Genomic DNA, 23,092 nt, shown 5'->3' on the forward strand with positions numbered 1-23,092 from the left:
TAGTGTGTGTCAATATGATAACCACAATCATTTTTATGATTATGACGTTTATGTTCCTTTCGCCCAACCAATTCACCCAACAAACCTTTTGATTAGTCCGATAATAAGCTGCTGATTTTAGAGGGTTCTCTGTTCTCTGGTCATGGACTTGGAGCCTGTGCGGTGGGGAGAGGCACAGAGAGTATTCGGCGATTCAGAGAATATATGCCTCGGATAGTCCGGGATTAAGAAGGGCGTGAAGTCCGTAAACCCTTGCCACATAAGGCCTGTAGCGCGGGGTTCTGGCATAAAAAAAGGCCAACCGAGAACGGTTGACCTTCTTAAATTGGTGGAGGTGGCGGGAATTGAACCCGCGTCCGCAAGCACTCCGCCCTCGGCTCTACATGCTTATCCTATAACTTTTAGTTTAATCAGTGGCTACCCGATAGGCTAGGAAGACCAAAGACGATTTCGGTTAAGTTTTAGTACATCCGCCCCGAACAAGCTTCAATACGATCTTATGAGCTATGATGCCTGAGATGATCCGAAGATCGCTGGACGCATAAGCACGGCTCCAGTCAGACAGCAATCTACTGGTGTTTAGGCAGCGATTGCGTAGTTGTCGTCGTTTGCAACTATAATTTTTCAGATGTTTTACGAGATTCCTGAAAGCTCGGCATGCACCTAAGGTTTTGCTACCCACGTCGAAGCCAGGTCACCCCCTTTGGTTATGGTTCGATACTATACATTATGAAAGGTTCACAAATATAGTGAATAATTCTTTCATTGAGAAGAAAAAACAGGTGGTTATGCGTTTATGTAGGCTTAATAGCAGGGATGTCAACCCGTTATTAACACAGGGAGGATGTGTTTTAGCCAAGTTCTAATTTTTAAAGGTGAAAAAAGGGGAGCATGCCTTAGATATTTTAAGTGAAGTAGCTGGTATGCCTAGCCTGAATGCTTCATGATGCGCTGTTTTTCACGCTGCCAGTCTTTATTTTTAGCCGAGGCGCGTTTGTCATGTAGCTGTTTACCTTTAGCCGAACCGATTTCTAGTTTTACGCGGCCTTTAACCCAATACATTGATAAGGGAACAATCGTATAGCCTTTACGTTCGACTAGTGCAACAAGGTTGATAAGTTCACGACGATTTAATAAGAGCTTTCGTAAACGTGTTTGCATTGGGTCGATATGAGTTGAGGCAGACAAAAGTGGTGATATATGTGCACCGGCCAGCCAGGCTTCACCATTTTTTATAACGACATAACTTTCTTTTAATTGAACACGTCCGTCACGGATGCTTTTAACTTCCCAGCCTTCAAGGACCATGCCTGCTTCGAAACGTTGTTCGATAAAATAATCGTGTGTCGCTTTTTTGTTAGATGCGATGGAATTAGGATGTGTTTTTTTCTTTTTGCTTGCCATGTCTATATTCTAAGCGAGGCGTTGATTTATCGCTATAAAAGTCAGCTAATAACTTGGTTAAATAGTAAAGTTGGGTTAATTTATTATCAATAACAAACGTTCAAGGTTTATGAGACAGATATCGCAACATGGAGAATGGTCATCCCGATTGGCCTTTATTTTGGCAGCTACAGGTTCGGCCGTTGGCTTAGGCAATATATGGAAGTTTCCCTATATTGCAGGTGAAAATGGTGGTGGTGCGTTTGTGCTTATCTATTTATTGTGCATTTTGATCATAGGCATCCCCATTATGATGGCTGAAATAATGTTGGGCCGTCGTGGAAGACAAAGCCCCATTAATTCAATGAGAACGTTGGCAACAGAAGCAAAAGCGAGCCGATATTGGTCGTGGTTAGGCTGGCTGGGTGTTATCGCAGGGTTCTTAATTTTGTCTTACTACAGTGTTATTGCTGGTTGGGCTATGGCCTACGTTGTACGTGTTGCATCGGGCGTTTTTGAAGGTGCTACGGCTGACGGAGTTAGTCATATCTTTGCCACCTTTGTGGCAGACCCAGAAAAGCTACTAGCATGGCATAGTTTGTTTATGATTGTGACGATGCTTGTGGTTGCTAGAGGTGTGAAAGGACTTGAACGAACGGTGAAGTTCTTGATGCCTGCGTTGTTGGCTATTTTAATTTTATTGGTTGGCTACGCCATGGAGCGTGGTGCGTTTGAAGAAGGCGTTTCGTTTTTATTTAAGGCAGATTTTACGAAAATGACCAGTGAAGGTGTGTTGACCGCAATGGGACATGCGTTCTTTACGCTTAGTTTGGGCATGGGGGCGATCATGGTGTACGGCTCTTATTTACCGTCTAAGGTTTCAATTGGTTCAACCACTATGCTGATTGGGTTGGCGGATACGGTGGTTGCGTTATTGGCAGGCTTGGCTATCTTCCCCATTGTTTTTGCTAATAGTATGGAACCAGCTAGTGGACCGGGCCTTATTTTTCAAACATTGCCAATTGCCTTTGGGCATATGGCGTATGGTTCAATATTTGGTACGCTGTTTTTTATATTACTTGTGTTTGCAGCATGGTCCTCATCAATATCGCTGATAGAGCCAGCTGTTGCCTGGTTGGTTGAAAATAAAAAAATGAGCCGCATGCGTTCATGTATCTGGGCGGGTCTTGTCACATGGGGCGTGGGTATAGGTACGGTTTTATCCTTTAACCTAACTGCAGATGTTACTTTTTTTGGTAAAACATTTTTTGACATTTTAGATTATCTAACAGCAAATATCATGTTGCCTTTGGGTGGTGTATGCATAGCTGTTTTTGCCGGTTGGGTGATGAGTGAAGAAGATAGCGTAAAGGAATTAAGCCTTAAGCGGCAGTGGCTGTATAAAACTTGGCTGTTTTTAGTAAAATTTATATCGCCTCTGGCAGTCGTTATTGTCTTCTTAAAATCAATTGATGTGATCTAAGGCGATGCATAAAGTAGAACGCAGTGCTTTAGTGCGGCATTCAGCTGCAGACATGTTTGACCTTGTCAATGATGTGGCATCGTATCCATTGTTTTTGAAATGGTGTAAAAGTAGTAAAGTACTGTCTGAAACGCAAGACAGTATGACGGCGGAACTTGAAGTGGCTTGGAAGGTGTTGCACAAAGTCTTTAGTACGAAAAATCAATTAGCGGCAGGTGAAAGCATTAAACTTGAGTTGTTAGAAGGGCCTTTTAAGTCTATGACTGGTGAATGGCGTTTTAAGCACCTTCGTGAAGATGCTTGTAAAATAACAATGGAAGTGGACTTTGAGTTTAAAAGTTCCGTTAGTAATTTTGTTTTTAGTGCCATATTTAGTCAAATATGTGGTTCACTAATGGATTGTTTTATCAAAAGGGCAGATGAGGTTTATGGGTAATGTAGAGGTGGCTTACGCAACGCCAGAAAAACAATTAATTTTAGTTGTCCCTTTTCATGATGGGTTGACTGTTCAAAAAGCGATAGATGCCTCTGGGATTTTGAAACATTTTCCGGATATTAATTTGGACAACAATGCGGTGGGAGTTTTCAGTAAGCCTTGTAAACTAGATACGCTATTGAGAGTGGGAGACCGCGTTGAAATTTATCGTCCATTAATTGCGGACCCTAAAGAAGTTAGACGCCAACGTGCTGAAGCCGGAAAAGTTACCAAAAAAGGTGCGCGTTCAGCGAATGAATGATTTGCCTTGAAATACCAAGGAAATGGATTATATTAGTCAATATGATAGTCACAGATAATAATAAAACATTAAATGCCGCTTTTGGTGAAGTGTCTGTGCGCCTTTTTGTCATTGCAAAGTCTTTTCTTCTCAGCCTAGCTCGACTGCCGCAACGCGGCTAATGAATATACCTGGCGAGGTGAAACGCAATTAGCTAATTGTATAAGTAAAAATTTGTCATCAAGATGACATTTGGAGTTTAGAAATGAGTAAAGAGAAGTTAATAATTTTTGATACAACCTTACGTGATGGTGAGCAAAGCCCCGGTGCAGCAATGACTGCAGAAGAGAAGCTTCGTATCGCTAAAGCATTAGAGAAAATGAAGGTTGACATTATTGAGGCAGGTTTTCCTATCTCAAGTGAAGGCGATTTTGCCGCTGTTCAAGGAATTGCAAGAACCGTTAAAGACAGTGTGGTTTGTGGTTTGGCGCGGGCAAACAAAGCAGATATAGAACGTGCTGGTGAAGCACTTAAAGATGCAAATGCATCGCGGATCCATACCTTTATTGCGACCTCGCCACTTCATATGAGAGAGAAGTTGCTATTAACCCCCGATCAGGTTTTTGAACAGGCTGTTGATGCGGTTAAATTGGCAAGAAACTTCACAGATAACGTTGAGTTTTCGCCTGAAGACGCGGGGCGTTCAGACCTTGATTTCTTGTGTCGGATTATTGAGGCGGTTATTGACGCGGGTGCGACAACCATTAACATTCCAGATACTGTGGGTTATAACTTGCCAGACCAATACGGCAACACGATTCGACAGTTAATTGAAAATGTACCTAATTCAGATAAAGCTATCTTTTCAACACATTGCCATAATGACTTAGGCTTGGCAGTGGCGAACTCGTTAGCCGGTGTTATGAATGGTGCGCGCCAAGTTGAGTGTTCAATCAATGGTTTAGGTGAACGTGCAGGAAACGCAGCACTTGAAGAGGTTGTGATGGCGGTTCGAACACGGCAGGATTTATTTCCCTGTGATGTTGGCTTGGATACAACTCAGATTATGACCTGCTCTCGGTTGGTGTCGGGTATAACCGGTTTTCCTGTGCAGCCGAATAAAGCGATTGTGGGTGCTAATGCGTTTGCCCATGAGTCGGGTATTCATCAAGATGGCGTGTTGAAATCGCGCGAAACATACGAAATTATGTTGGCTGAAGATGTTGGTCTTAATTCTAATAAATTAGTATTAGGGAAATTATCTGGGCGGAGTGCATTTAAGGATCGTTTAGAAAAGCTAAACATAATGGTGGATAGCCAAGAAGAGTTAAATAATGCTTTTCGTCGCTTTAAAGATTTAGCCGATAAAAAATCTGAAATTTTTGATGAAGATATTCAAGCCCTAGTGTCGGACTTCAAAATGGAAGAAGCTTTTAGTGAAGCGATTAAGTTAGTGTCCGTTAAAGCGTGTTCGGAAACGGGGGAAATGCCTGAGTCTTGTATTACGTTAATGGTAGATGAGGTTGAGCAAACAGAAACCTCTCAAGGTGGTGGGCTTGTTGATGCTACATTTAAGGCCATTGAGAAAATCGTGGCAAGTAGTGCGACGCTTCAGCTTTATTCTGTCAGTAATGTTACTGAAGGGACGGACTCTCAAGGCGAAGTTGCCGTTAGGCTAGAAAAAGCAGGGCGTATTGTGAATGGTCACGGTTCGGATACAGATATTGTGATTGCCTCAGCAAAAGCCTATATCAATGCGCTCAATCGATTGTTTGGTGATAGTGTGCGGATTCACCCTCAAGCCTATGAAGGGGTTTGAATCGACTGCCCAATAAACTAGAGGCTTTGCTTGCAGAGTAGTACTAATATTTTAATGTGCTGGCAACGCTGCAACACACGCGAAAGGCGTTCTGTTATTTAAACAGAGCGCCTTTTTTTATTTTAAGGTATTAAAGGTAATACGTCCTTTCTGATCTCGATCATTTTTTCATTTAAAGCTCAATGCGATACTCAACCGCGCCGGTGTTTTTAGCGCACCCAATAGATTGAGGAGAAGGTATGAGAAGTACTAGTATTGAGCCAGAATTAAAACATGAAGTCAGTCAATTGCTTGATGCTTACGTTCAATGTATCGATGATGATGATTTAGAACGTTGGCCAGATTTTTTTACTGAAAATTGCTTGTATAAGGTTATTCCAAGAGAAAACCATGAAATAGGTATGCCGACAGCTATTATGTGGTGTGATAGCCAAGGTATGTTGCAAGATAGAATTACGGCGTTAAGGCACGCTAATATTTATCAAGTTCAATGGTATCGCCATATCACAAGTAACCCTGTTATCAGTACAGAAGATGGTGACACTATTAAGGTGCAGTCTAATTACGCAGTTTTTAAAACCTGTAATGATGGTGAAAGTACCGTTTATAACGTAGGTCGCTATGTTGATCTCCTTGTTCGCGAAAATGGTGTTCTTAAATTTAAAGAACGTGTAGTCATTTATGACACGCATAGAATTACCACCTTGATGGTTATCCCTATTTAAGTCAGGAGAAAGATGATGAATGCAATAACACCCCCACATTTAAAATGGCCAGCTGGCACAGACCATACGGCGGTTCCTTACTCAATATTTAATAGTCGTGAAGTTTACGATCTTGAGCAAAAAAAGATACATAACGGCCCGACATGGAATTATTTATCGACGGAAGCAGAGTTGCCTGAAAAAGGCAGTTTTAAGTCTACTTATATTGGTGACACTCCGGTGGTTGTTACCCGTGGTCAAGATAATGAAATTTACGCTTGGGTGAACCGCTGTGCTCACCGAGGTGCGGAAATTTGCCGAGAGCGCCATGGCAAATCAGAAGATGGTGCTTACACATGTGTCTACCATCAGTGGGCATTTGATGCTAAAGGTGATTTGCGTGGAGTCCCTTTTCAACGTGGCCTTGGCGGCAAGGGAGGGATGCCAAAAGACTTTGCTAAGGATCAACACAGCTTACGTAAAGTTCGTGTTGTTAATCACCTGGGCGTTATTTTTGGCACCTTTAGTGATGAAACGCCTGATATTGAAACTTATATGGGCGAAGATGTAGCGTATCATTTCAAGCGCATCTTAAAAGGGCCTATTGAAGTGATCGGGCATACTCGTCAATACATAGCTGGTAATTGGAAGTTTTATTCAGAAAATACTAAAGACCCTTATCATGCGAGTCTGTTACATTTATTTCACCCAACGTTTGGTATTTATCGTGCTTCATTAGGTGGTGGTACTATCGTAAATAATGATGTGCACTCCGTGTTGTGGGTGGAAAATAGTAAAGAAGATGAAAGTAAGTTATCTGATGTTAAGAGTGATAACACAAGAACCTATCAAGAAGGTACTTACCAGTTAGCTGACCCGTCTTTGTTAGCCGGGGCGAAAGAATTTGATGATGACACCACGACCGTCATTTTTTCGCTTTTTCCATCGTTGGTGGTACACCAAATTCAAAACACACTAGCTTTCCGGCAGATTCTGCCAAAGAATGAAAATGAGTTTGAGCTAGTTTGGACGTTTTTTGGTTATGCCGATGATACCGAAGAAATGCGTAACTTCCGCTTAAAACAATTGAATCTTGTCGGGCCTGCTGGGCTTATATCAATGGAAGATGGGGAATCAACAGAGTTGTGTCAAAAAGCTATTGTGCGAGATGGAAACTATACTAATGTACTTGAAATGGGTGGCGTTGGAACGGGTACAGATGATCACTTTGTGACAGAGGGAGCGATACGATCTTTGTGGAAAGGGTATAGGAAAATGATGGATGTATAGGCGTTAAACAGTAAATCGATACCTGTAAAGCCTTGCTATAGATAGCAAGGCTTTTTTATAGCATTAAAGAGGTCTATTTTCTGACAGTAAAAAGTGTCCGCGCGCTTGCGCAATAGGCTTATTGATATCTTCTTGCCAAGCAATAATATTACATAAAGCAACACGACTTCCTAAGCGAACAATATCGCACTTTGAGTAGGTGGTAGTGGTTTGCCCAGGGCGTAAATAATCTATAGAGACATCAATAATTTTAGGGATGTTAACGAGTTCTATTTCCCAGATTAAATGTAACAGGGCGGAATTTTCCATAAACCCAGCAATAACGCCGCCATGCAAAGCAGGGACCGCAGGGTTGCCAATATTGCTTTCCATAAAGCGCAAGCTGGATACGATGCTTTCGCCAACCATGCTGGTTTCTACACCGATTGTTTTGGCATACGGAATAAGTTCTACAATGGCCTCATAATCATGACGCAGTTTGATGTCATTTATTTTTTCTACTAAGGACATTTTATTGTACTGGGAATTGTTTGTTAGAACGCATAAAGCTACCGACGGCGGTTGCAATAGGGCTATTTATATCATCGGTATAGGCGCTGGCGCGAACAAAAGCAATGGTGTGAGTTAAATGGTAGCAATCGGCATATACGTTTATATCGGCACCGGAGGCAGCGGGGCGAATATGGTCTATTCTTAGATCCAGTGTTGCCATAGCACGTAAATTGTTTTGTGCCTGTAAAATATCAGCGCCACAGGCTGTATCAATAGCAGTGGAAACAGCGCCACTATGAATGTAGTTGTTAACACAATCGCCAATAATCTGTTTGCTAAAAGGAAGCTTTAATGTGGTGGATGTTTCACCATGGCTCACCAAGGTAATGTTTAATTTTTTAGCGTGAGGGGTTTGGTTAATTGTTTTTAAATAAGATTGGATGCTCATGCTAGGGTTTTGCTTCTGGTTCGATGCCGATGAATTTAAGTATTTTTTCCATAATACCGACTTCCTTTTTTTCTCGTTTGGGGACATCAATCACCTTGGTATCGATGGTCATCGGCTTAAACTCATTGCTAGGTTTGAAATTACCTTTTAGGCTAGCAAGACTGCCTTCATTAAAAATAACGGTAATCCGTTCTCTTTTATGTGGTTTGCCTGCCTTTCTTATATCGTAGAAATAGTCCCAACGCTCCTGATGGAATGGATCCACCAATAAAGGGGTGCCCAAGATGAATTTTACCTGCCGCTTATCCATGCCCGGACGGAGTTGGTCAATCATTTTTTGAGTCACCACATTTCCTTGATGGACATCAATTTTATAAACACCGGGTAGGGTGTCAGCAACGTCAAGCATCTTGTCGTTTAGGGTTTCTGTCGTTGAACAAGCCACCAAGGTTGAGCTTGAAATGAATATCATTATTAGAATGAGACGCTTTCGCATTTAAGATCTTCTGTGTATGATTGCAATGGTGAGATGATACATCATCTCACTTTTATATCCACCCCAAATTAGAGGTCGAAATGGAGTCAAAAGATATAAGGGCTGCTGGTTTAAAGGTTACTTTACCTCGGTTAAAAATTCTTGATATGTTGGAAAGTACTGAGAATAAACATCTGTCAGCTGAGGACATGTATAGGGCTCTTTTAGACGATGGTGAAGAAATTGGGTTGGCTACGGTGTATCGTGTGTTAACGCAATTTGAAACGGCGGGTTTAGTCAATCGTCATCATTTTGAGGGTGGTAACTCAGTTTTTGAATTATGCCAAGATGAGCACCATGACCATATTTTATGTGTGAAATGTGGCCGGGTTGATGAGTTCTACGACGAGATGATTGAGCAGCGTCAAAAAGTGATCGCTAAAGAAAAAGGCTACAAAATAACAGACCATAGTTTATATATCTATGGGGTCTGCCCATCATGCGCTAAATAGCCTTTTCCACCATTTCTTTTGCGTGGGCGATGGTTTTATCTGATAAATCAATACCACCTAACATACGGGCTACTTCATTAATTCTCTGTGTTTGATTTAAGCTATCAATTTTCGTTGTGGTTTGTTGTTGGCTTTTTTGCTTGCTGACTAATAAATGCTGATGCCCTTGAGAGGCGACTTGTGGTAGGTGGGTGACACATAGGACCTGACGGTCGCAAGCTAACTCGCGTAGGCGTATTCCAACTGTTTCAGCAACACCACCACCAATACCTGCATCAACCTCATCAAACACCAAGGTAGGTGTCGTATTGCGGCGGCTAGTGACCACTTGTATGGCTAGGCTAATACGAGAAAGCTCGCCCCCTGATGCCACTTTTCCAATCGGCGAATCTGGCATCCCCGGGTTTGTTGATATAAGGAAGACGACATCATCTAGACCATTTTTTTGTGGAGGCTGCTTCGCCAAATGGTTAACGCTTATGTTTAGTTTTCCATCCGGAAGTCCAAGTGTTTTTAAAGTGTTGGTAATGTTACGGCTTAACTTTAAAGCATGTTGCTTGCGCTCATTATGGAGAAGCTCGGCCTGCTTGCGGTAAAGTGTTTCTGCCTCAGCGATGTCTAGTTGAAGCGCGCTTAATTTCTCGTTACGGTTTTCAAGCAAGTCAAGTCGTGCAGTGAGCTGATTATATTTGTCGGAAAGTTGCGAGGGCTCAACATGCAGTTTTCGAGCTAATTCATGAATGCTGCTTAATTGCTGGTCGAGCAAGCTGAGTTTTTCTGGGTCATCTTCTTGTTGATCAATTTGATGCCTCAAATCACGACTGGCTTCTTGAATTTGAATGCTGGCTTCTTTGATTTGTTCGCCCACGCTTGTAAATTCAGGCGCTAAGTCAGCCAGTAACTCTAATTCATGCGAGACATTATTAATTTGACCATATATAGAAGCGTTTTCGTTTTCATACAATATGTCTATTTGGTGTGCTGAGGTCTCAATGATTTTACGCATATTGGATGCTAACGCGTGTTCTTGCACCAACTCATCGTAGTCAATATGGATAATATTTGCTTGCTCTAATTCATTGATTTGATATTTAAGTAGTTGTTTTTCACTCTCATTGTCTTCATTGCCATCGGTTAGGTGGTGAAGCTCTTCGGTTAATCGTTTCCAATGTGAGTACTGTTTGCGACATTCAAGAAGCAAGGCTTGAGAGGGTAAGGATGAATCGACTAATTCACATTGCTTGCCGGGGTGTAATAAATCTAGGTGTGCATGCTGGCCGTGGATGTTAATAAGGTGTTTAGAAAGTTGTTGTAGGGCTTTTAAATTAACGGCTTGACCGTTGATATAAGCTTTTGAACGGCCGTCAGCATTGATGGTTCTTCGAATGAAGCAATCTCCTTGATCATCAAGGTCGTTGTCTATAAGCCATTGCTGGGAGGCCGGTAGATCGGTAATGTCAAACTCTAAGCTAAGATCCGCCTTATTAGCCCCAGGTCTCAATAACGAAGCATCTGCTCGTTCGCCTAGGCACAGTTTCATTGCTGTCAGTAAAATGGATTTACCCGCACCTGTTTCGCCGGTTAGCACGGTCATCCCTTGCTCAAGCTCGAGGTTTAATTGATCAACAACAGCTAAGCCTTTTATGTCGATGGATTTAAGCATACCTAATTTTATGTTTGAGGAGCTTTGCTCCAGTCAAGTTTTACGCGCAGAATATTGAAAAAGTCATGATTCGTTGGGTGTAACAAATGAATTTTATTTTCATGGCGACTGATGTTTATAAGGTCATCTTCAAGGATACTTGGAAGAATGACGTTATCGCATGTTAGTTGCGCCTCGTGCTTATCTCGTTGGCTAAAGCGAATACCAATTTCGCTTTTTCCATCTACCACCAGTGGGCGGTTGCTCAAGGTGTGTGGGTTAATAGGAACCAGCACAATGGCATCCAGCGAGGGGTGCATTAGCGGCCCACCACCGGATAGTGCATAAGCTGTTGAGCCAGTTGGGGTGGCTATGATTAATCCATCAGAGCGCTGAGCATTCACAAAACGTTGATTAACATAGGTTTCAATGTCGATTAAACCAGGGGATTTTAATCGGTGAATGGCGACTTCATTGAACGCTGACTGTTCGTGAATAAGCGTATTGTTACGGATGATTTGAGTGTTGAGGATAATACGTTCTTCCTCATGGTAATGGCCTTCGAGGATTTGCCTTATTTGAACATTCATCTCTTCTGGTGATATATCAACCAAAAAACCAATGCGACCTAAGTTTATACCGACGAGAGGAACCTTTTTGTCAACCAAGGCGCGAGCAGCTGATAAGAGTGTCCCGTCACCGCCAATAGACATGATGAGATCACATTGGTCGGCTAATTCACTGATGCTCATGATGTGCTCAGAGGGCAATGAGATATGGTGAGCCGTTTCTTCATCAACAACGATGTTAATATTGGCGTCAATTAACAGCGTATATAATGCTTGAACTGTTGCAGATATATCCGTGGCATTAGGCTTGGAAATCAGCCCAATTCGTTTAAATTTTGTATTCATTTTACTCCTCAGTTGAAGGTAAAAGTTTACACGAAATGTAGCGATTTACACCAGAATCTAAATCTAAATGACGGCTTATTTACTGAGTGTCGGCATTTTAAGGATCAATTTGAATTTTACGCGTGCTAAGCGTGTGTTAGATATCTAATTTTAATTGCTGGAGATCATTTCTATAGCTTTATTGATAAGGTATGCGTTGCTGAATGCCACTCGACTGTTTGGTTTATCATACATAGTGCCGAAGGGTGGAGTAATCGGTGAACTTTATGGCAAATTGAGCTTATTGTTTGGTTTTGCTGTAAAAGTTTTGGCTGGAACCTTGAAATTTAGAAAACTATCACCATTTAACTAAAACAGTTTATGCGCTTGCCTTAATGGTAAGTCGCTATCAATCAAATTTAAGTGTAAAAAAGAGGAAAGGCTATGGGGTCTGAAGAACAGACAGATCAAGAGAATATTGAACAACCAGCGGTTGAAACGGAAGAAAGTATTGTTGGTGAAATAGTAGAGGATGCATTGAAAGATGAGGCGGAAGGGGAAACTGCTGCCTCAGAAGAGGTTGATTTGCAGGCGGCGCTAGATGCGGCGACCACTCGTGCTGATGAAAACTGGGAAAAATTGTTGCTGGCAAAGGCAGAGGTGGAAAATATTCGCCGTCGAACACAAAAAGATATTGAAAAGGCGCACCGTTTTTCTGTTGAGAAGTTTGCTAAAGAGATGTTGCCAGTAGTCGATAGTTTAGAGATGGGGCTGGCATCAGTGGATGCAGCAGAAGGTGATGTTGTAGCCATAAAAGAAGGGATGGAGTTGACACATAAGCAGTTGCTAGCTTCGCTTGAAAAGTCCGGCGTTAAGCAAATTAACCCAGAAGGTGAAAGTTTTAACCCGGACTTACATCAGGCTATCTCTATGGTTCCAAGCCCTGATCATGAGCCTAATACGGTGATACAAGTCTTTCAAAAAGGTTATACGCTCAATGAGCGTTTATTACGTCCTGCAATGGTTATTGTGTCGCAACCTCAAGCACCTACAGAGACAAAGAAAATTGATGAGCAGGCTTGAAAATTAAATTTCACGCCCTTATATCGTAACTAACAGAATAGAATAAATTAAATTTCGGAGATATTTAAATGGCTAAAATTATTGGTATTGATTTAGGAACAACGAACTCGTGTGTTGCCGTATTAGATGGCGACAGCGCGAAAGTACTTGAAAATAGTGAAGGTGCAAGAACAACGCCTTCAATTGTAGCGTTTACAGCAGAAAGTGATGTGCTTGTAGGGCAGTCTGCAAAACGTCAAGCGGTAACAAACCCATCAAACACGGTATTTGCTACCAAGCGCTTAATTGGTCGTAAATTTACAGATGATGTTGTGCAAAAAGACGTCAGCATGGTGCCTTATAAAATTCTAGCTGCCGATAATGGCGATGCTTGGATTGAAGCGCAGGGTAAAAAAATGGCGCCGCCTGAAATAGCTGCGCGTATTTTAATGAAGCTTAAAAAAGATGCTGAAGCATATTTGGGTGAAGAGGTAACAGAAGCCGTTATTACTGTGCCTGCTTACTTTAACGATTCGCAACGTCAAGCAACGAAAGATGCAGGCAAGATTGCCGGTTTAGACGTTAAACGTATTATTAACGAGCCAACAGCGGCTGCGTTAGCTTATGGCATGGATAAGAAAAGTGGTGATCGTACGGTTGCTGTTTATGACTTGGGTGGAGGTACCTTCGACGTTTCAATTATTGAAATTGCTGAAATTGATGGCGAGCACCAATTTGAAGTGTTATCAACCAATGGTGATACATTCTTAGGTGGTGAAGATTTCGATTTACGTATTATCGACTTCCTTGCAGATGAGTTTAAAAAAGAAAACAGCGTAGATTTACACAACGACCCATTAGCACTTCAACGTTTAAAAGAAGCCGCTGAAAAAGCAAAAATAGAGCTATCATCTAACCAACAAACAGATGTTAACTTGCCTTACATTACGGCAGATGCATCAGGGCCTAAGCATTTGAATGTTAAATTGACACGTGCAAAACTCGAGTCTCTTGTTAATGATCTAGTTCAACGTACGGTCGCGCCTTGTGCAACAGCTGTTAAAGATGCTGGTTTATCAGCCTCTGAGATTGATGACGTGATCTTGGTTGGTGGTCAAACACGTATGCCAAAAGTTCAAGAAGTTGTTGCTGAATTCTTTGGTAAAGAGCCACGTAAAGATGTTAATCCAGATGAAGCCGTTGCCGTGGGCGCTGCAATTCAAGCAGGTGTTTTAGCTGGCGATGTTAAAGATGTGCTTTTATTAGATGTAACACCACTTTCATTGGGTATTGAGACAATGGGTGGCGTAATGACAAAGCTAATTGAGAAAAACACGACTATTCCTAGTAAGGCGAGTCAAACATTCTCAACAGCAGAAGATAACCAAACAGCAGTTACTATCCATGTTCTACAGGGTGAACGTGAAATGTCATCAGGCAATAAATCTTTAGGCCGTTTCGACCTTCAAGATATACCGCCTGCACGTCGTGGTACGCCGCAAATTGAAGTGTCTTTTGATATTGATGCAAACGGTATTCTAAATGTATCTGCTAAAGATAAGGCCACAGGTAAAGAACAATCTGTTGTTATTAAAGCATCAAGTGGTTTATCTGATGAAGAAGTCGAAGCAATGATTAACGATGCTGAAGCGCATGCTGAAGAAGATAGAAAATTGCATGAGCTTGTGACTGTTAGAAACCAAGCGGATGGCATGATTCACGCAACTGAACAATCCATTGAAGAAATGGGTGATAAGGTTGATGCCTCTGAAAAAGCAGATATTGAAGCGGCTATTGCGGATCTTCAAGAAGCTATTAAAGGTGACGACAAAGAAGCGATTGAGCAAAAAACTGAAGCCTTAACAACATTGTCCGCTAAGTTAGCTGAAAAAATGTACGCTGATGCAGGCGCTGAAGGGGCGGCTGAAGGCGCTTCTGCTGAAGCAAAGTCTGACTCTGATGCAAATGCTGATGATGTCGTTGATGCTGAATTTGAAGAAGTAAAAGAAGACGATAAAAAATAAGCCTTAAAACATTAGTTTTAAGTTACTTAACTATAGCCCGTGTTGGGCTACGACATGGCCGCCGATTTATCGGTGGCTTTGACGTATTAAAGGTTTGAGAGTCATGGAAAAAGCAGATTTTTACAAAACACTAGACGTTGCTCGAAATGCCAGTGAGCGCGAAATAAAAAAAGCATATCGACGTTTGGCGATGAAGTATCATCCGGATAGAAATACTGATAACCCAGATGCCGAGGCTAAATTTAAAGATATTCAAGAAGCATACGCTATTTTAAGTGATGAGCAAAAACGCGCCGCTTATGACCAATTCGGTCATGCGGGAGTGGATCCTTCTATGGGTGGCGGCAGAGGACACTCTGGTGGCGATTCATTTAGTGATGTATTTGGCGACGTTTTCGGCGATATATTTGGCGGTGGTGGAGGCGGTCATCGTAGCCAAGTGACTCGTGGTGCGGATTTACGCTATAACTTGGATTTGTCTTTAGAAGAGGCTGTTTTTGGTATGGAAACCAAAATAAAAATCCCTACCTCTGTTAGTTGTACGACTTGTAAGGGTACCGGTTCTAAAAGTGGTAAGTCAGGTGTTTGTTCATCATGCGCTGGTCATGGTCAAGTGCGTATGCAACAAGGGATGTTTTCTGTTCAACAAACTTGTCCAACGTGTCATGGGTCGGGATCGCAAATTACAGACCCTTGTGGTAAATGTCGGGGTACAGGGAAAACTAAAGAGCAAAAAACATTATCGGTAAAAATTCCTGCCGGTGTTGATACTGGCGATCGTATCCGCTTGGGTGGTGAAGGAGAAGCAGGAGATCATGGTGGGCCTGCTGGTGATTTATATGTTCAAGTTAATGTTCGTGAACATGCCATATTTACACGTGATGGTGCAAATTTGTATTGCGATATGCCCATTAGCTTTGCAACAGCAACACTTGGTGGCGAACTTGAGGTGCCTACCTTGTCTGGAAAAGTTAAATTAAAAGTTCCGCCCGAAACGCAAACAGGTAAGTTATTTAGGTTACGCGGTAAAGGTGTTAAGCCTGTAAGAGGAGGGCCTGTCGGGGACTTAATGTGTCGCGTTAATGTTGAAACGCCAGTTAGTTTAACAGCTGAACAAAAGGCGTTGGTTGAACAGTTAGAAGCATCATTTAAAACGGGTGGCACTAAGCACAATCCACAAGAGCATTCGTGGTTAGGTGGTGTTAAAAGTTTTTTTGACAAAATGAAGTCTTAACAGGTTTAGAGTTTCTATAAAGTAAAATAAAGGCTGTAGTGATGTGTATAGCCTAGGTGATATTGATAAGGGGAAAAGATGACAAAAATAGCGGTATCTGGCGCAAGTGGCCGTATGGGACTTAACTTAATTAAAGCGTGCCAACAAAATAAGTTGGCAACACTTGGTGTCGCTATTGAGCGTGATGGCTCGCCTGCAATCGGTAAAGATGCAGGTGAAATGGCAGGGTTGAGCCAGCAGCAAGTTCACGTTGTTTCAGATTTTTCAAACCAAGCGCCTAACTTTGATGTTTTAGTTGACTTTACTCGGCCTGAGGCTTGTTTGGATAAGGTGTCTTTTTGTCAGTCACAGAAAAAAGCAATCGTAATTGGCACGACTGGATTTAGCGAGGCGGATAAAGCGCAGATAGTGTCAGCGTCAAAAAATATCCCAATTGTGTTTGCGCCTAATATGGGTATTGGTGTCAATGTAACGTTAAAACTTTTAGAGTTGGCGGCAAAAGCAATCGGCCAATCTGTTGATATTGAGGTGATTGAAGCACACCATAAGCATAAAGTAGATGCGCCATCCGGGACTGCTTTAAAAATGGGCGAAGTGGTTGCAAATGCAATGGGTAAGGCATTAGATGAGTGTGCAGTTTATGCGCGCGAAGGTATTACTGGTGAGCGTGAAGAGGGAACCATTGGTTTTTCTACCATCAGAGGTGGGGATATTGTAGGTGAGCACACTGTTATGTTTGCCGATGAAGGTGAGCGCATTGAAATCAGTCATAAAGCAACAAGTCGAATGACTTTTGCTACTGGTGCAATCAGGGCGGCTTGTTGGCTTGCCGATCAACCTCCTGGCTTATATGACATGCAAGACGTACTAGGTCTGAAAGATTAAATGCCGTCTTTTGTATTGATAGTTTTCTGTTAATATTTAAAGATAACGTAAGGGTTTATGTAAATACTGTTATAAGAATCAGTAATAAAACAGGACATCAATACTGTTGGGAGCTGGTAATTAAAGTATAAAGCCGGATGCCGACACATAGGAGAGAAAAGTAATGTCACAAGTTAAAACAGTTGAGCCGGCGCAGGCTTCATCGAATATTAAAAAGTACGTTCTGATTGGTGCTGGGCCAGCCTCTGTGAGGGCAGCAGAGACGCTGAGAAAAGCCGATGCAAATTGTTCAATCACGATGATTGGTCAAGAAAAAGAGTCACCATATTCCCGTATGGCGTTGCCATATTACTTAAGTGGAATGATACAAGATACGGGCACGCACCTTAGAAAAACAGCGGGCCATTTCGATGATTTGAATATTAACCATGTTATTGCAAGGGTTGAAAAGGTAGAGACTAAAAGCCATCAGGTTGTTATTGATAGTGGTGATGTCTTTGAGTATGACAAGTTGATGATTGCGACTGGTTCGCGTCCTGCAAATTGCCCTTTCCCGGGATCGGAAACAGATGGTGTGGTGAATTGTTGGACATTAGCGGATGGTCGACGAATACTTGATTCAATTAAACCAGGCTCTAAAGTAGCTTTATTAGGGGCTGGCTTTGTTGCCTCTATTATTATTGAGGCAATGCTAAAAAAAGGCGTTAATCTGACTGTTATGCTGGGGCGTACTGGCTTTATGGTTAGCCGGATGATGGATGAAACCGCAGGCAAAATGATTCAGTCTTGGTGTGAAGCAAAAGGGGTGGAGATGATCCTGCCCAGTAGTATTAAATCAATTGAGCCTGGCCCAGCTTTGAAGCGTGATGACGACAGCTTAACTGAATACGATTTGATTATTGTTGCAACAGGGGTTTATTCAAATATTGAGTTTTTAGAAGGCAGTGGTATTGAAACGGATAACGGTATTCTTGTCGATGCGGGGCTGCATACCAGTGTTGAAGATGTTTTTGCTGCTGGTGATGTTGCTCAGGGGCCAGACTTTTCAACAGGTGGAAATTCAGTGCACGCTATTCAGCCAACAGCCGTTGATCATGGGCGGATAGCTGCGGTTAATATGATGGGTGGTAACTCTACCTATAAAGGTAGTTTAAGCATGAATGTTCTTGATACATCTGGTTTAGTATCAACTTCATTTGGCAGTTGGGGCGGAGTAGAAGGTGGTGACAGTGCAGTTTTGCTAGATAAAGATAACTATAAATATATTCGTTTAAACTTTAAAGATGATTTGCTGGTGGGTGCTATCACAGTTGGTCGTACGGATTTTATTGGTGTTATGCGAGGATTGATTCAATCGGAAATACCTTTAGGGGAATGGAAAGAAAGGTTAAAAGAAGACCCCACGCTAATAATGAATGCGTATTTGTCGAAATCGCTGGATGTCGCAAAATAATTTGCTAAAAAATATGCTCGTGTTGGAATGGACAATGAGGCACTTAATCCAGTAAAATTCGCGGTCATACATATTAACAATCAAAACGGGTGGTGCCAGTAAAGGTTCTTCCCGTTTTGTATATCTAAAGGTGGTGTAATTTGTCTGACAAAGCGATACTGGTTCTCGAAGACGGTAGTGTGTTTCACGGCCAATCAATTGGCGTTCAAGGCCTGACAACAGGCGAAGTTGTTTTTAATACGTCGATGACGGGTTACCAAGAAATTCTCACTGACCCATCCTATTCACATCAAATTGTAACGCTAACGTACCCGCATATTGGTAATGTTGGCGCAAATGCTGAAGATGAAGAGTCTGCCGCAGTTCATGTGCAGGGCTTGGTTATTAGGGATTTACCGTTACTGCATAGTAATTGGCGTTCAGAAGAGTCCTTATCTGCATATTTAGCTAGAAATAATATCGTTGCAATTGCTGATATTGATACGCGTAGGTTGACAAGAATTCTACGTGAAAAAGGCGCGCAACGAGGCTGTATCATAGCCGGTGAGGAAGTTGATGAGGCGCATGCCTTAGCATCAGCAAAAGAAGTGACGCCACTTAAAGGGCTTGATCTTGCGCAGCTGGTGTCCTGCAAAAAACCTTATGACTGGACAAGCCCAGTTTGGCAGTTAGGGCAAACAAGCAAGGCTGCAACGAAGAAAGCAAACTACAAGGTTGTCGCGTATGACTTTGGCGTTAAGCGAAATATTCTTAGGTTGTTGGTGGAGTCGGGCTGCGAAGTCTGTGTTGTGCCAGCGAAAACGCCAGCTTCAGAGGTGTTAGCAATGTCACCAGATGGTGTGTTTTTATCAAATGGCCCCGGCGATCCAGAGCCATGTGATTATGCCATTGAGGCCATCAAAACTATTTTAAAAGAGAAAGTCCCCGTATTTGGTATCTGTTTAGGCTATCAATTGTTGGCGTTAGCCAGTGGTGCCTCAACAGTAAAAATGAAATTTGGTCACCATGGCGCTAACCATCCGGTACAGGACTTAGTAACGCAACGGGTTATGATCACTAGTCAAAACCATGGCTTTGCTGTGAATGCGGATTCTTTGCCAGCTAATTTAAAGGCAACGCATACTTCATTATTTGATAAGAGCCTACAAGGGATAGAGCGAACGGATTGCCCCGCATTTGGATTCCAAGGGCACCCAGAAGCGAGCCCTGGTCCGCAAGATATTGTGTACCTGTTTGACCGGTTTACGACAATGATGGACTCATATAAAGCTTAATTAAGCGAGCGGTCAATGAAAACGTTGACACCCTTTTGTGTACACCTGGTAATTAGCCATAAAAATTTATAAAGAGAATTATGCCAAAAAGAACCGACATAAAATCCGTTTTACTATTAGGTGCAGGCCCTATTGTTATTGGTCAGGCTTGTGAGTTTGATTATTCAGGAACGCAGGCTTGTAAGGCGCTAAGAGAAGAAGGTTATCGCGTGATTTTGGTTAATTCAAATCCAGCGACAATCATGACGGACCCCGAAACAGCCGATGCAATTTATATCGAGCCGGTTGATTGGCAGACGGTTGAAAAAATTATTGAAAAAGAAAAGCCAGATGTGCTGTTACCAACGATGGGTGGGCAGACGGCACTTAATTGTGCGCTAGATTTGGATAGGCATGGCGTGCTTGCAAAACATAATGTTGAAATGATTGGCGCGTCAAAACAAGCAATAGATAAAGCAGAAGATAGGGATCTGTTTAAAAAAGCGATGACTAAAATCGGTTTGTCGACGCCACGTTCATTTGTTGCACATAATATGGAGCAAGCATTTGAAGCCTTGGATGATATCGGTTTTCCAACAATTATTCGTCCATCTTTTACGATGGGTGGTAGTGGTGGCGGTATTTCATATAACCGAGAAGAGTTCGTAGAGATATGTGAGCGAGGTTTGGACTTATCACCCACTAATGAGTTGTTGATTGAAGAGTCCGTCTTAGGTTGGAAAGAATACGAGATGGAAGTGGTACGTGATCGTAAAGATAACTGTATTATTATTTGTTCCATTGAAAATTTTGACCCAATGGGAGTGCATACAGGGGATTCTATTACGGTTGCCCCCGCCCAGACATTAACCGATAAAGAATATCAAATTATGCGTAATGCATCGATCGATGTATTGCGTGAAATTGGTGTGGATACAGGCGGGTCTAATGTTCAATTTGCCATCAATCCAGAAAATGGTGCGATGATTGTGATTGAAATGAACCCACGAGTTTCCCGTTCATCAGCGTTAGCCTCAAAAGCAACGGGGTTTCCTATTGCTAAAGTGGCTGCAAAATTGGCGATCGGTTACACCTTGGATGAACTAAGTAATGAAATAACAGGGGGCGCAACACCCGCATCATTTGAGCCGTCTATTGATTATGTTGTTACGAAAATTCCTCGCTTTACCTTTGAAAAATTTCCAATGGCAGATGACCGTCTTACTACGCAGATGAAATCTGTCGGTGAGGTAATGTCTGTAGGGCGAACATTTCAAGAGTCACTACAAAAAGCCTTACGCGGGCTTGAAACAGGTAAGAATGGATTAGACCCAATCGTTGATTTAAACGAAGAAGGGGTTGATGCTATTTTAAGGCGTGAAATACAACAACCAGGTGCTGATCGTATTTGGTATTTGGCAGATGCGTTTAGGAAAGGCTTTGGTTTAGAAAGTATTTTTGAGCAAACAAAAATTGATCGCTGGTTTTTGATTCAAATAGAAGATTTGTTAAATGAAGAAGCTGTTTTATCAAACAGTGAGCTTGCTTCAATTGATAATTTAACAATGTATCGATTGAAACGAAAAGGTTTCTCAGATGCGCGATTAGCTGCTTTACTGGGCGCTAAAGAAAGTGCCGTAAGGGCAGCCCGACACGAGATGAATATTCGCCCTGTTTATAAACGGATTGATTCTTGTGCAGGTGAGTTTTCGTCTTCTACAGCTTATATGTATTCTACTTATGAACAAGAGTGTGAATCACAGCCAAGTGACCGTGAAAAGATTATGGTATTGGGTGGCGGCCCAAACCGTATAGGACAGGGAATCGAGTTTGATTATTGTTGTGTCCATGCAGCGTTGGCAATGCGTGAAGACGGGTATGAAACCATTATGGTTAACTGTAACCCTGAAACGGTATCAACTGATTTTGATACCTCAGACCGTTTGTACTTTGAATCATTAACACTGGAAGATGTGCTTGAAGTCGTGCACCTTGAAAAGCCAAAGGGCGTGATTGTTCAATACGGGGGTCAAACACCGCTAAAACTAGCGGAAGATTTAGAAGCTGCAGGCGTCCCAATTATTGGAACATCACCGGAAGCTATTGATCTGGCAGAAGATCGTGAGCGTTTCCAACAATTAGTTGAAAAGCTAGGGCTTTTACAGCCACCTAATAGAACCGCGCGAAATCCAGAACAAGCCGTACTTCATGCAGAAGAAATTGGTTATCCGCTAGTTGTAAGGCCATCATATGTATTGGGTGGTCGTGCGATGGAAATCGTTTATAACGAAGCAGAACTTCGTACATATATGCGAGAAGCAGTTAGTGTTTCAAATGATTCACCGGTGTTATTGGACCGTTTCTTAGATGATGCTGTTGAAGTCGATGTAGATGCTATTTTCGATGGTAAGGAGTTGTTAATCGGCGGCATTATGGAACATATCGAGCAGGCGGGTGTTCACTCGGGCGATTCGGCCTGCTCATTACCTCCATTTGATTTGAGTCAGCAGGTGCAAGATAGAATGCGTGTACAGGCTAAAGACCTTGCTCGTGAATTAGGCGTTGTCGGTTTGATGAATATTCAATTCGCTATTAAAGGGGATGATATTTATATCTTAGAAGTAAACCCCCGTGCATCACGCTCAGTTCCTTTTGTATCGAAAGTGACGGGGTACCCGTTAGCGAAAATTGCAGCTCGTTGTATGGCAGGGCAGTCATTAGCAGATCAGGGCACCACTCAAGAAATCATTCCTAAGTATTTCTCGGTTAAAGAGTCGGTTTTCCCCTTTGTTAAATTTCCTAATGTAGATCCGTTATTAGGCCCTGAGATGAAATCAACAGGTGAAGTGATGGGTGTAGGGGATACATTTGGAGAGGCATTCGGTAAATCACAGCGTGCTGCTGGTATTGAATTATCAAATAAAGATAAAGTATTGTTTAGTGTTAGAGATGCTGACAAAGATAAAATGATTAATTTAGCCAAAGTATTGGTTTCACGCGGGAAGCAAATATTGGCTACAAAAGGGACGGCAGATGCCTTAAAGGCAGCTGGGGTTGAATGTGAGCTAGTCAACAAGGTTAACGAAGGCCGTCCTCATATTGTAGATGTGGTTAAAAATGAACCTATTCAGCTAATCGTTAATACCACAGAAGGTAAACAAGCGATTCTTGATTCATTTTCAATCCGTCGTGAATCGTTACAAAATAAGGTGACATATTGCACTACTATGGCGGGTGCTAAAGCGACAATTGATGCATTGGCAGATATTACTGTGAAAGAAGTCAGAGAGCTTCACGCATTGCAAGCACGTCATTAAGTTGTAA

At 42.2% G+C, this 23,092-nt stretch carries 20 protein-coding genes and 1 other RNA gene; 14 read left to right on the forward strand and 7 right to left on the reverse strand.

The genetic code is table 11. The features are described 5' to 3' along the window. Nucleotides 1-326: 326 nt before the first annotated feature. Together ssrA and smpB are read right to left on the reverse strand one after the other, a co-directional pair. Nucleotides 327-702: a transfer-messenger RNA gene (gene ssrA / locus CYCME_RS12910) on the reverse strand. A gap of 225 nt (nt 703-927) precedes the next feature. Beyond that, nucleotides 928-1,404, reverse strand: coding sequence for an SsrA-binding protein SmpB (gene smpB, locus CYCME_RS04860; protein ID WP_015006282.1), 477 nt, complete (start codon nt 1,402-1,404; stop codon nt 928-930). Nucleotides 1,405-1,513: 109 nt separating this feature from the next. Between smpB and CYCME_RS04865 the strand changes: the two genes are divergently transcribed. From CYCME_RS04865 to CYCME_RS04890, 6 genes are all read left to right on the forward strand, one after another. Then, on the forward strand, nt 1,514-2,866 hold the full coding sequence (locus CYCME_RS04865) for a sodium-dependent transporter (protein ID WP_020932295.1): 1,353 nt from the start codon (nt 1,514-1,516) through the stop codon (nt 2,864-2,866). Between the two features lie 4 nt (nt 2,867-2,870). Then, complete coding sequence (locus CYCME_RS04870) at nt 2,871-3,302, forward strand: type II toxin-antitoxin system RatA family toxin (RefSeq protein WP_016390047.1); 432 nt, start codon at nt 2,871-2,873, stop codon at nt 3,300-3,302. Then, nucleotides 3,295-3,603, forward strand: a complete 309-nt coding sequence (locus CYCME_RS04875) for an RnfH family protein (RefSeq protein WP_015006279.1) — start codon at nt 3,295-3,297, stop codon at nt 3,601-3,603. Before CYCME_RS04870 ends, CYCME_RS04875 begins: the two co-directional genes overlap by 8 nt. A 244-nt stretch (nt 3,604-3,847) precedes the next feature. Beyond that, nucleotides 3,848-5,401, forward strand: coding sequence for a 2-isopropylmalate synthase (locus CYCME_RS04880; protein ID WP_020932296.1), 1,554 nt, complete (start codon nt 3,848-3,850; stop codon nt 5,399-5,401). Between the two features lie 239 nt (nt 5,402-5,640). Continuing rightward, complete coding sequence (locus CYCME_RS04885; protein WP_015006276.1) at nt 5,641-6,126, forward strand: aromatic-ring-hydroxylating dioxygenase subunit beta; 486 nt, start codon at nt 5,641-5,643, stop codon at nt 6,124-6,126. A gap of 15 nt (nt 6,127-6,141) precedes the next feature. Then, nucleotides 6,142-7,395, forward strand: a complete 1,254-nt coding sequence (locus CYCME_RS04890; RefSeq protein WP_020932297.1) for an aromatic ring-hydroxylating dioxygenase subunit alpha — start codon at nt 6,142-6,144, stop codon at nt 7,393-7,395. A gap of 63 nt (nt 7,396-7,458) precedes the next feature. Here the strand turns inward: CYCME_RS04890 and CYCME_RS04895 are convergent, their stop codons facing one another. From CYCME_RS04895 to CYCME_RS04905, 3 genes are read right to left on the reverse strand one after another with little or no spacing between them, the layout of a single operon-like run. After that, on the reverse strand, nt 7,459-7,905 hold the full coding sequence (locus CYCME_RS04895) for a PaaI family thioesterase (protein WP_015006274.1): 447 nt from the start codon (nt 7,903-7,905) through the stop codon (nt 7,459-7,461). Between the two features lies 1 nt (nt 7,906). Beyond that, entirely contained in the window at nt 7,907-8,335 is a 429-nt protein-coding gene (locus tag CYCME_RS04900; RefSeq protein ID WP_020932298.1) for a PaaI family thioesterase, read from the reverse strand. A 1-nt stretch (nt 8,336) separates the two neighbouring features. Continuing rightward, entirely contained in the window at nt 8,337-8,831 is a 495-nt protein-coding gene (locus tag CYCME_RS04905; protein WP_016390050.1) for an outer membrane protein assembly factor BamE, read from the reverse strand. Between the two features lie 80 nt (nt 8,832-8,911). Between CYCME_RS04905 and fur the strand changes: the two genes are divergently transcribed. Then, nucleotides 8,912-9,322, forward strand: coding sequence for a ferric iron uptake transcriptional regulator (fur, locus tag CYCME_RS04910; protein WP_015006271.1), 411 nt, complete (start codon nt 8,912-8,914; stop codon nt 9,320-9,322). Here the strand turns inward: fur and recN are convergent. Together recN and CYCME_RS04920 are read right to left on the reverse strand one after the other, a co-directional pair. Beyond that, on the reverse strand, nt 9,315-10,985 hold the full coding sequence (gene recN, locus CYCME_RS04915) for a DNA repair protein RecN (protein WP_020932299.1): 1,671 nt from the start codon (nt 10,983-10,985) through the stop codon (nt 9,315-9,317). The genes fur and recN overlap by 8 nt on opposite strands. Nucleotides 10,986-10,993: 8 nt before the next feature. Further along, nucleotides 10,994-11,878, reverse strand: a complete 885-nt coding sequence (locus tag CYCME_RS04920) for an NAD(+) kinase (protein WP_015006269.1) — start codon at nt 11,876-11,878, stop codon at nt 10,994-10,996. Between the two features lie 423 nt (nt 11,879-12,301). On the opposite strand from CYCME_RS04920, the gene grpE reads away from it, so the two are divergent. From grpE to carB, 7 genes are all read left to right on the forward strand, one after another. Continuing rightward, nucleotides 12,302-12,940, forward strand: a complete 639-nt coding sequence (grpE, locus tag CYCME_RS04925) for a nucleotide exchange factor GrpE (protein WP_015006267.1) — start codon at nt 12,302-12,304, stop codon at nt 12,938-12,940. Nucleotides 12,941-13,008: 68 nt separating this feature from the next. Beyond that, nucleotides 13,009-14,943 carry a molecular chaperone DnaK gene (dnaK, locus tag CYCME_RS04930; protein WP_015006266.1) on the forward strand — a complete coding sequence of 645 codons (1,935 nt, stop codon included), beginning with the start codon at nt 13,009-13,011 and terminating at the stop codon, nt 14,941-14,943. 103 nt (nt 14,944-15,046) lie between these two features. Next, nucleotides 15,047-16,177 carry a molecular chaperone DnaJ gene (gene dnaJ, locus CYCME_RS04935; protein ID WP_015006265.1) on the forward strand — a complete coding sequence of 377 codons (1,131 nt, stop codon included), beginning with the start codon at nt 15,047-15,049 and terminating at the stop codon, nt 16,175-16,177. Nucleotides 16,178-16,255: 78 nt separating this feature from the next. Further along, complete coding sequence (gene dapB / locus CYCME_RS04940; protein ID WP_015006264.1) at nt 16,256-17,062, forward strand: 4-hydroxy-tetrahydrodipicolinate reductase; 807 nt, start codon at nt 16,256-16,258, stop codon at nt 17,060-17,062. A 163-nt stretch (nt 17,063-17,225) separates the two neighbouring features. Beyond that, nucleotides 17,226-18,515 carry an NAD(P)/FAD-dependent oxidoreductase gene (locus CYCME_RS04945; protein WP_015006263.1) on the forward strand — a complete coding sequence of 430 codons (1,290 nt, stop codon included), beginning with the start codon at nt 17,226-17,228 and terminating at the stop codon, nt 18,513-18,515. A 140-nt stretch (nt 18,516-18,655) separates the two neighbouring features. Further along, nucleotides 18,656-19,789 carry a glutamine-hydrolyzing carbamoyl-phosphate synthase small subunit gene (gene carA, locus CYCME_RS04950; RefSeq protein ID WP_020932300.1) on the forward strand — a complete coding sequence of 378 codons (1,134 nt, stop codon included), beginning with the start codon at nt 18,656-18,658 and terminating at the stop codon, nt 19,787-19,789. A gap of 80 nt (nt 19,790-19,869) precedes the next feature. After that, complete coding sequence (carB, locus tag CYCME_RS04955; protein ID WP_020932301.1) at nt 19,870-23,085, forward strand: carbamoyl-phosphate synthase large subunit; 3,216 nt, start codon at nt 19,870-19,872, stop codon at nt 23,083-23,085. Nucleotides 23,086-23,092: the final 7 nt, after the last annotated feature.

Origin of the sequence: Cycloclasticus zancles 78-ME, from assembly GCF_000442595.1 — a bacterium.
GTDB classification, from domain to species: domain Bacteria; phylum Pseudomonadota; class Gammaproteobacteria; order Methylococcales; family Cycloclasticaceae; genus Cycloclasticus; species Cycloclasticus pugetii.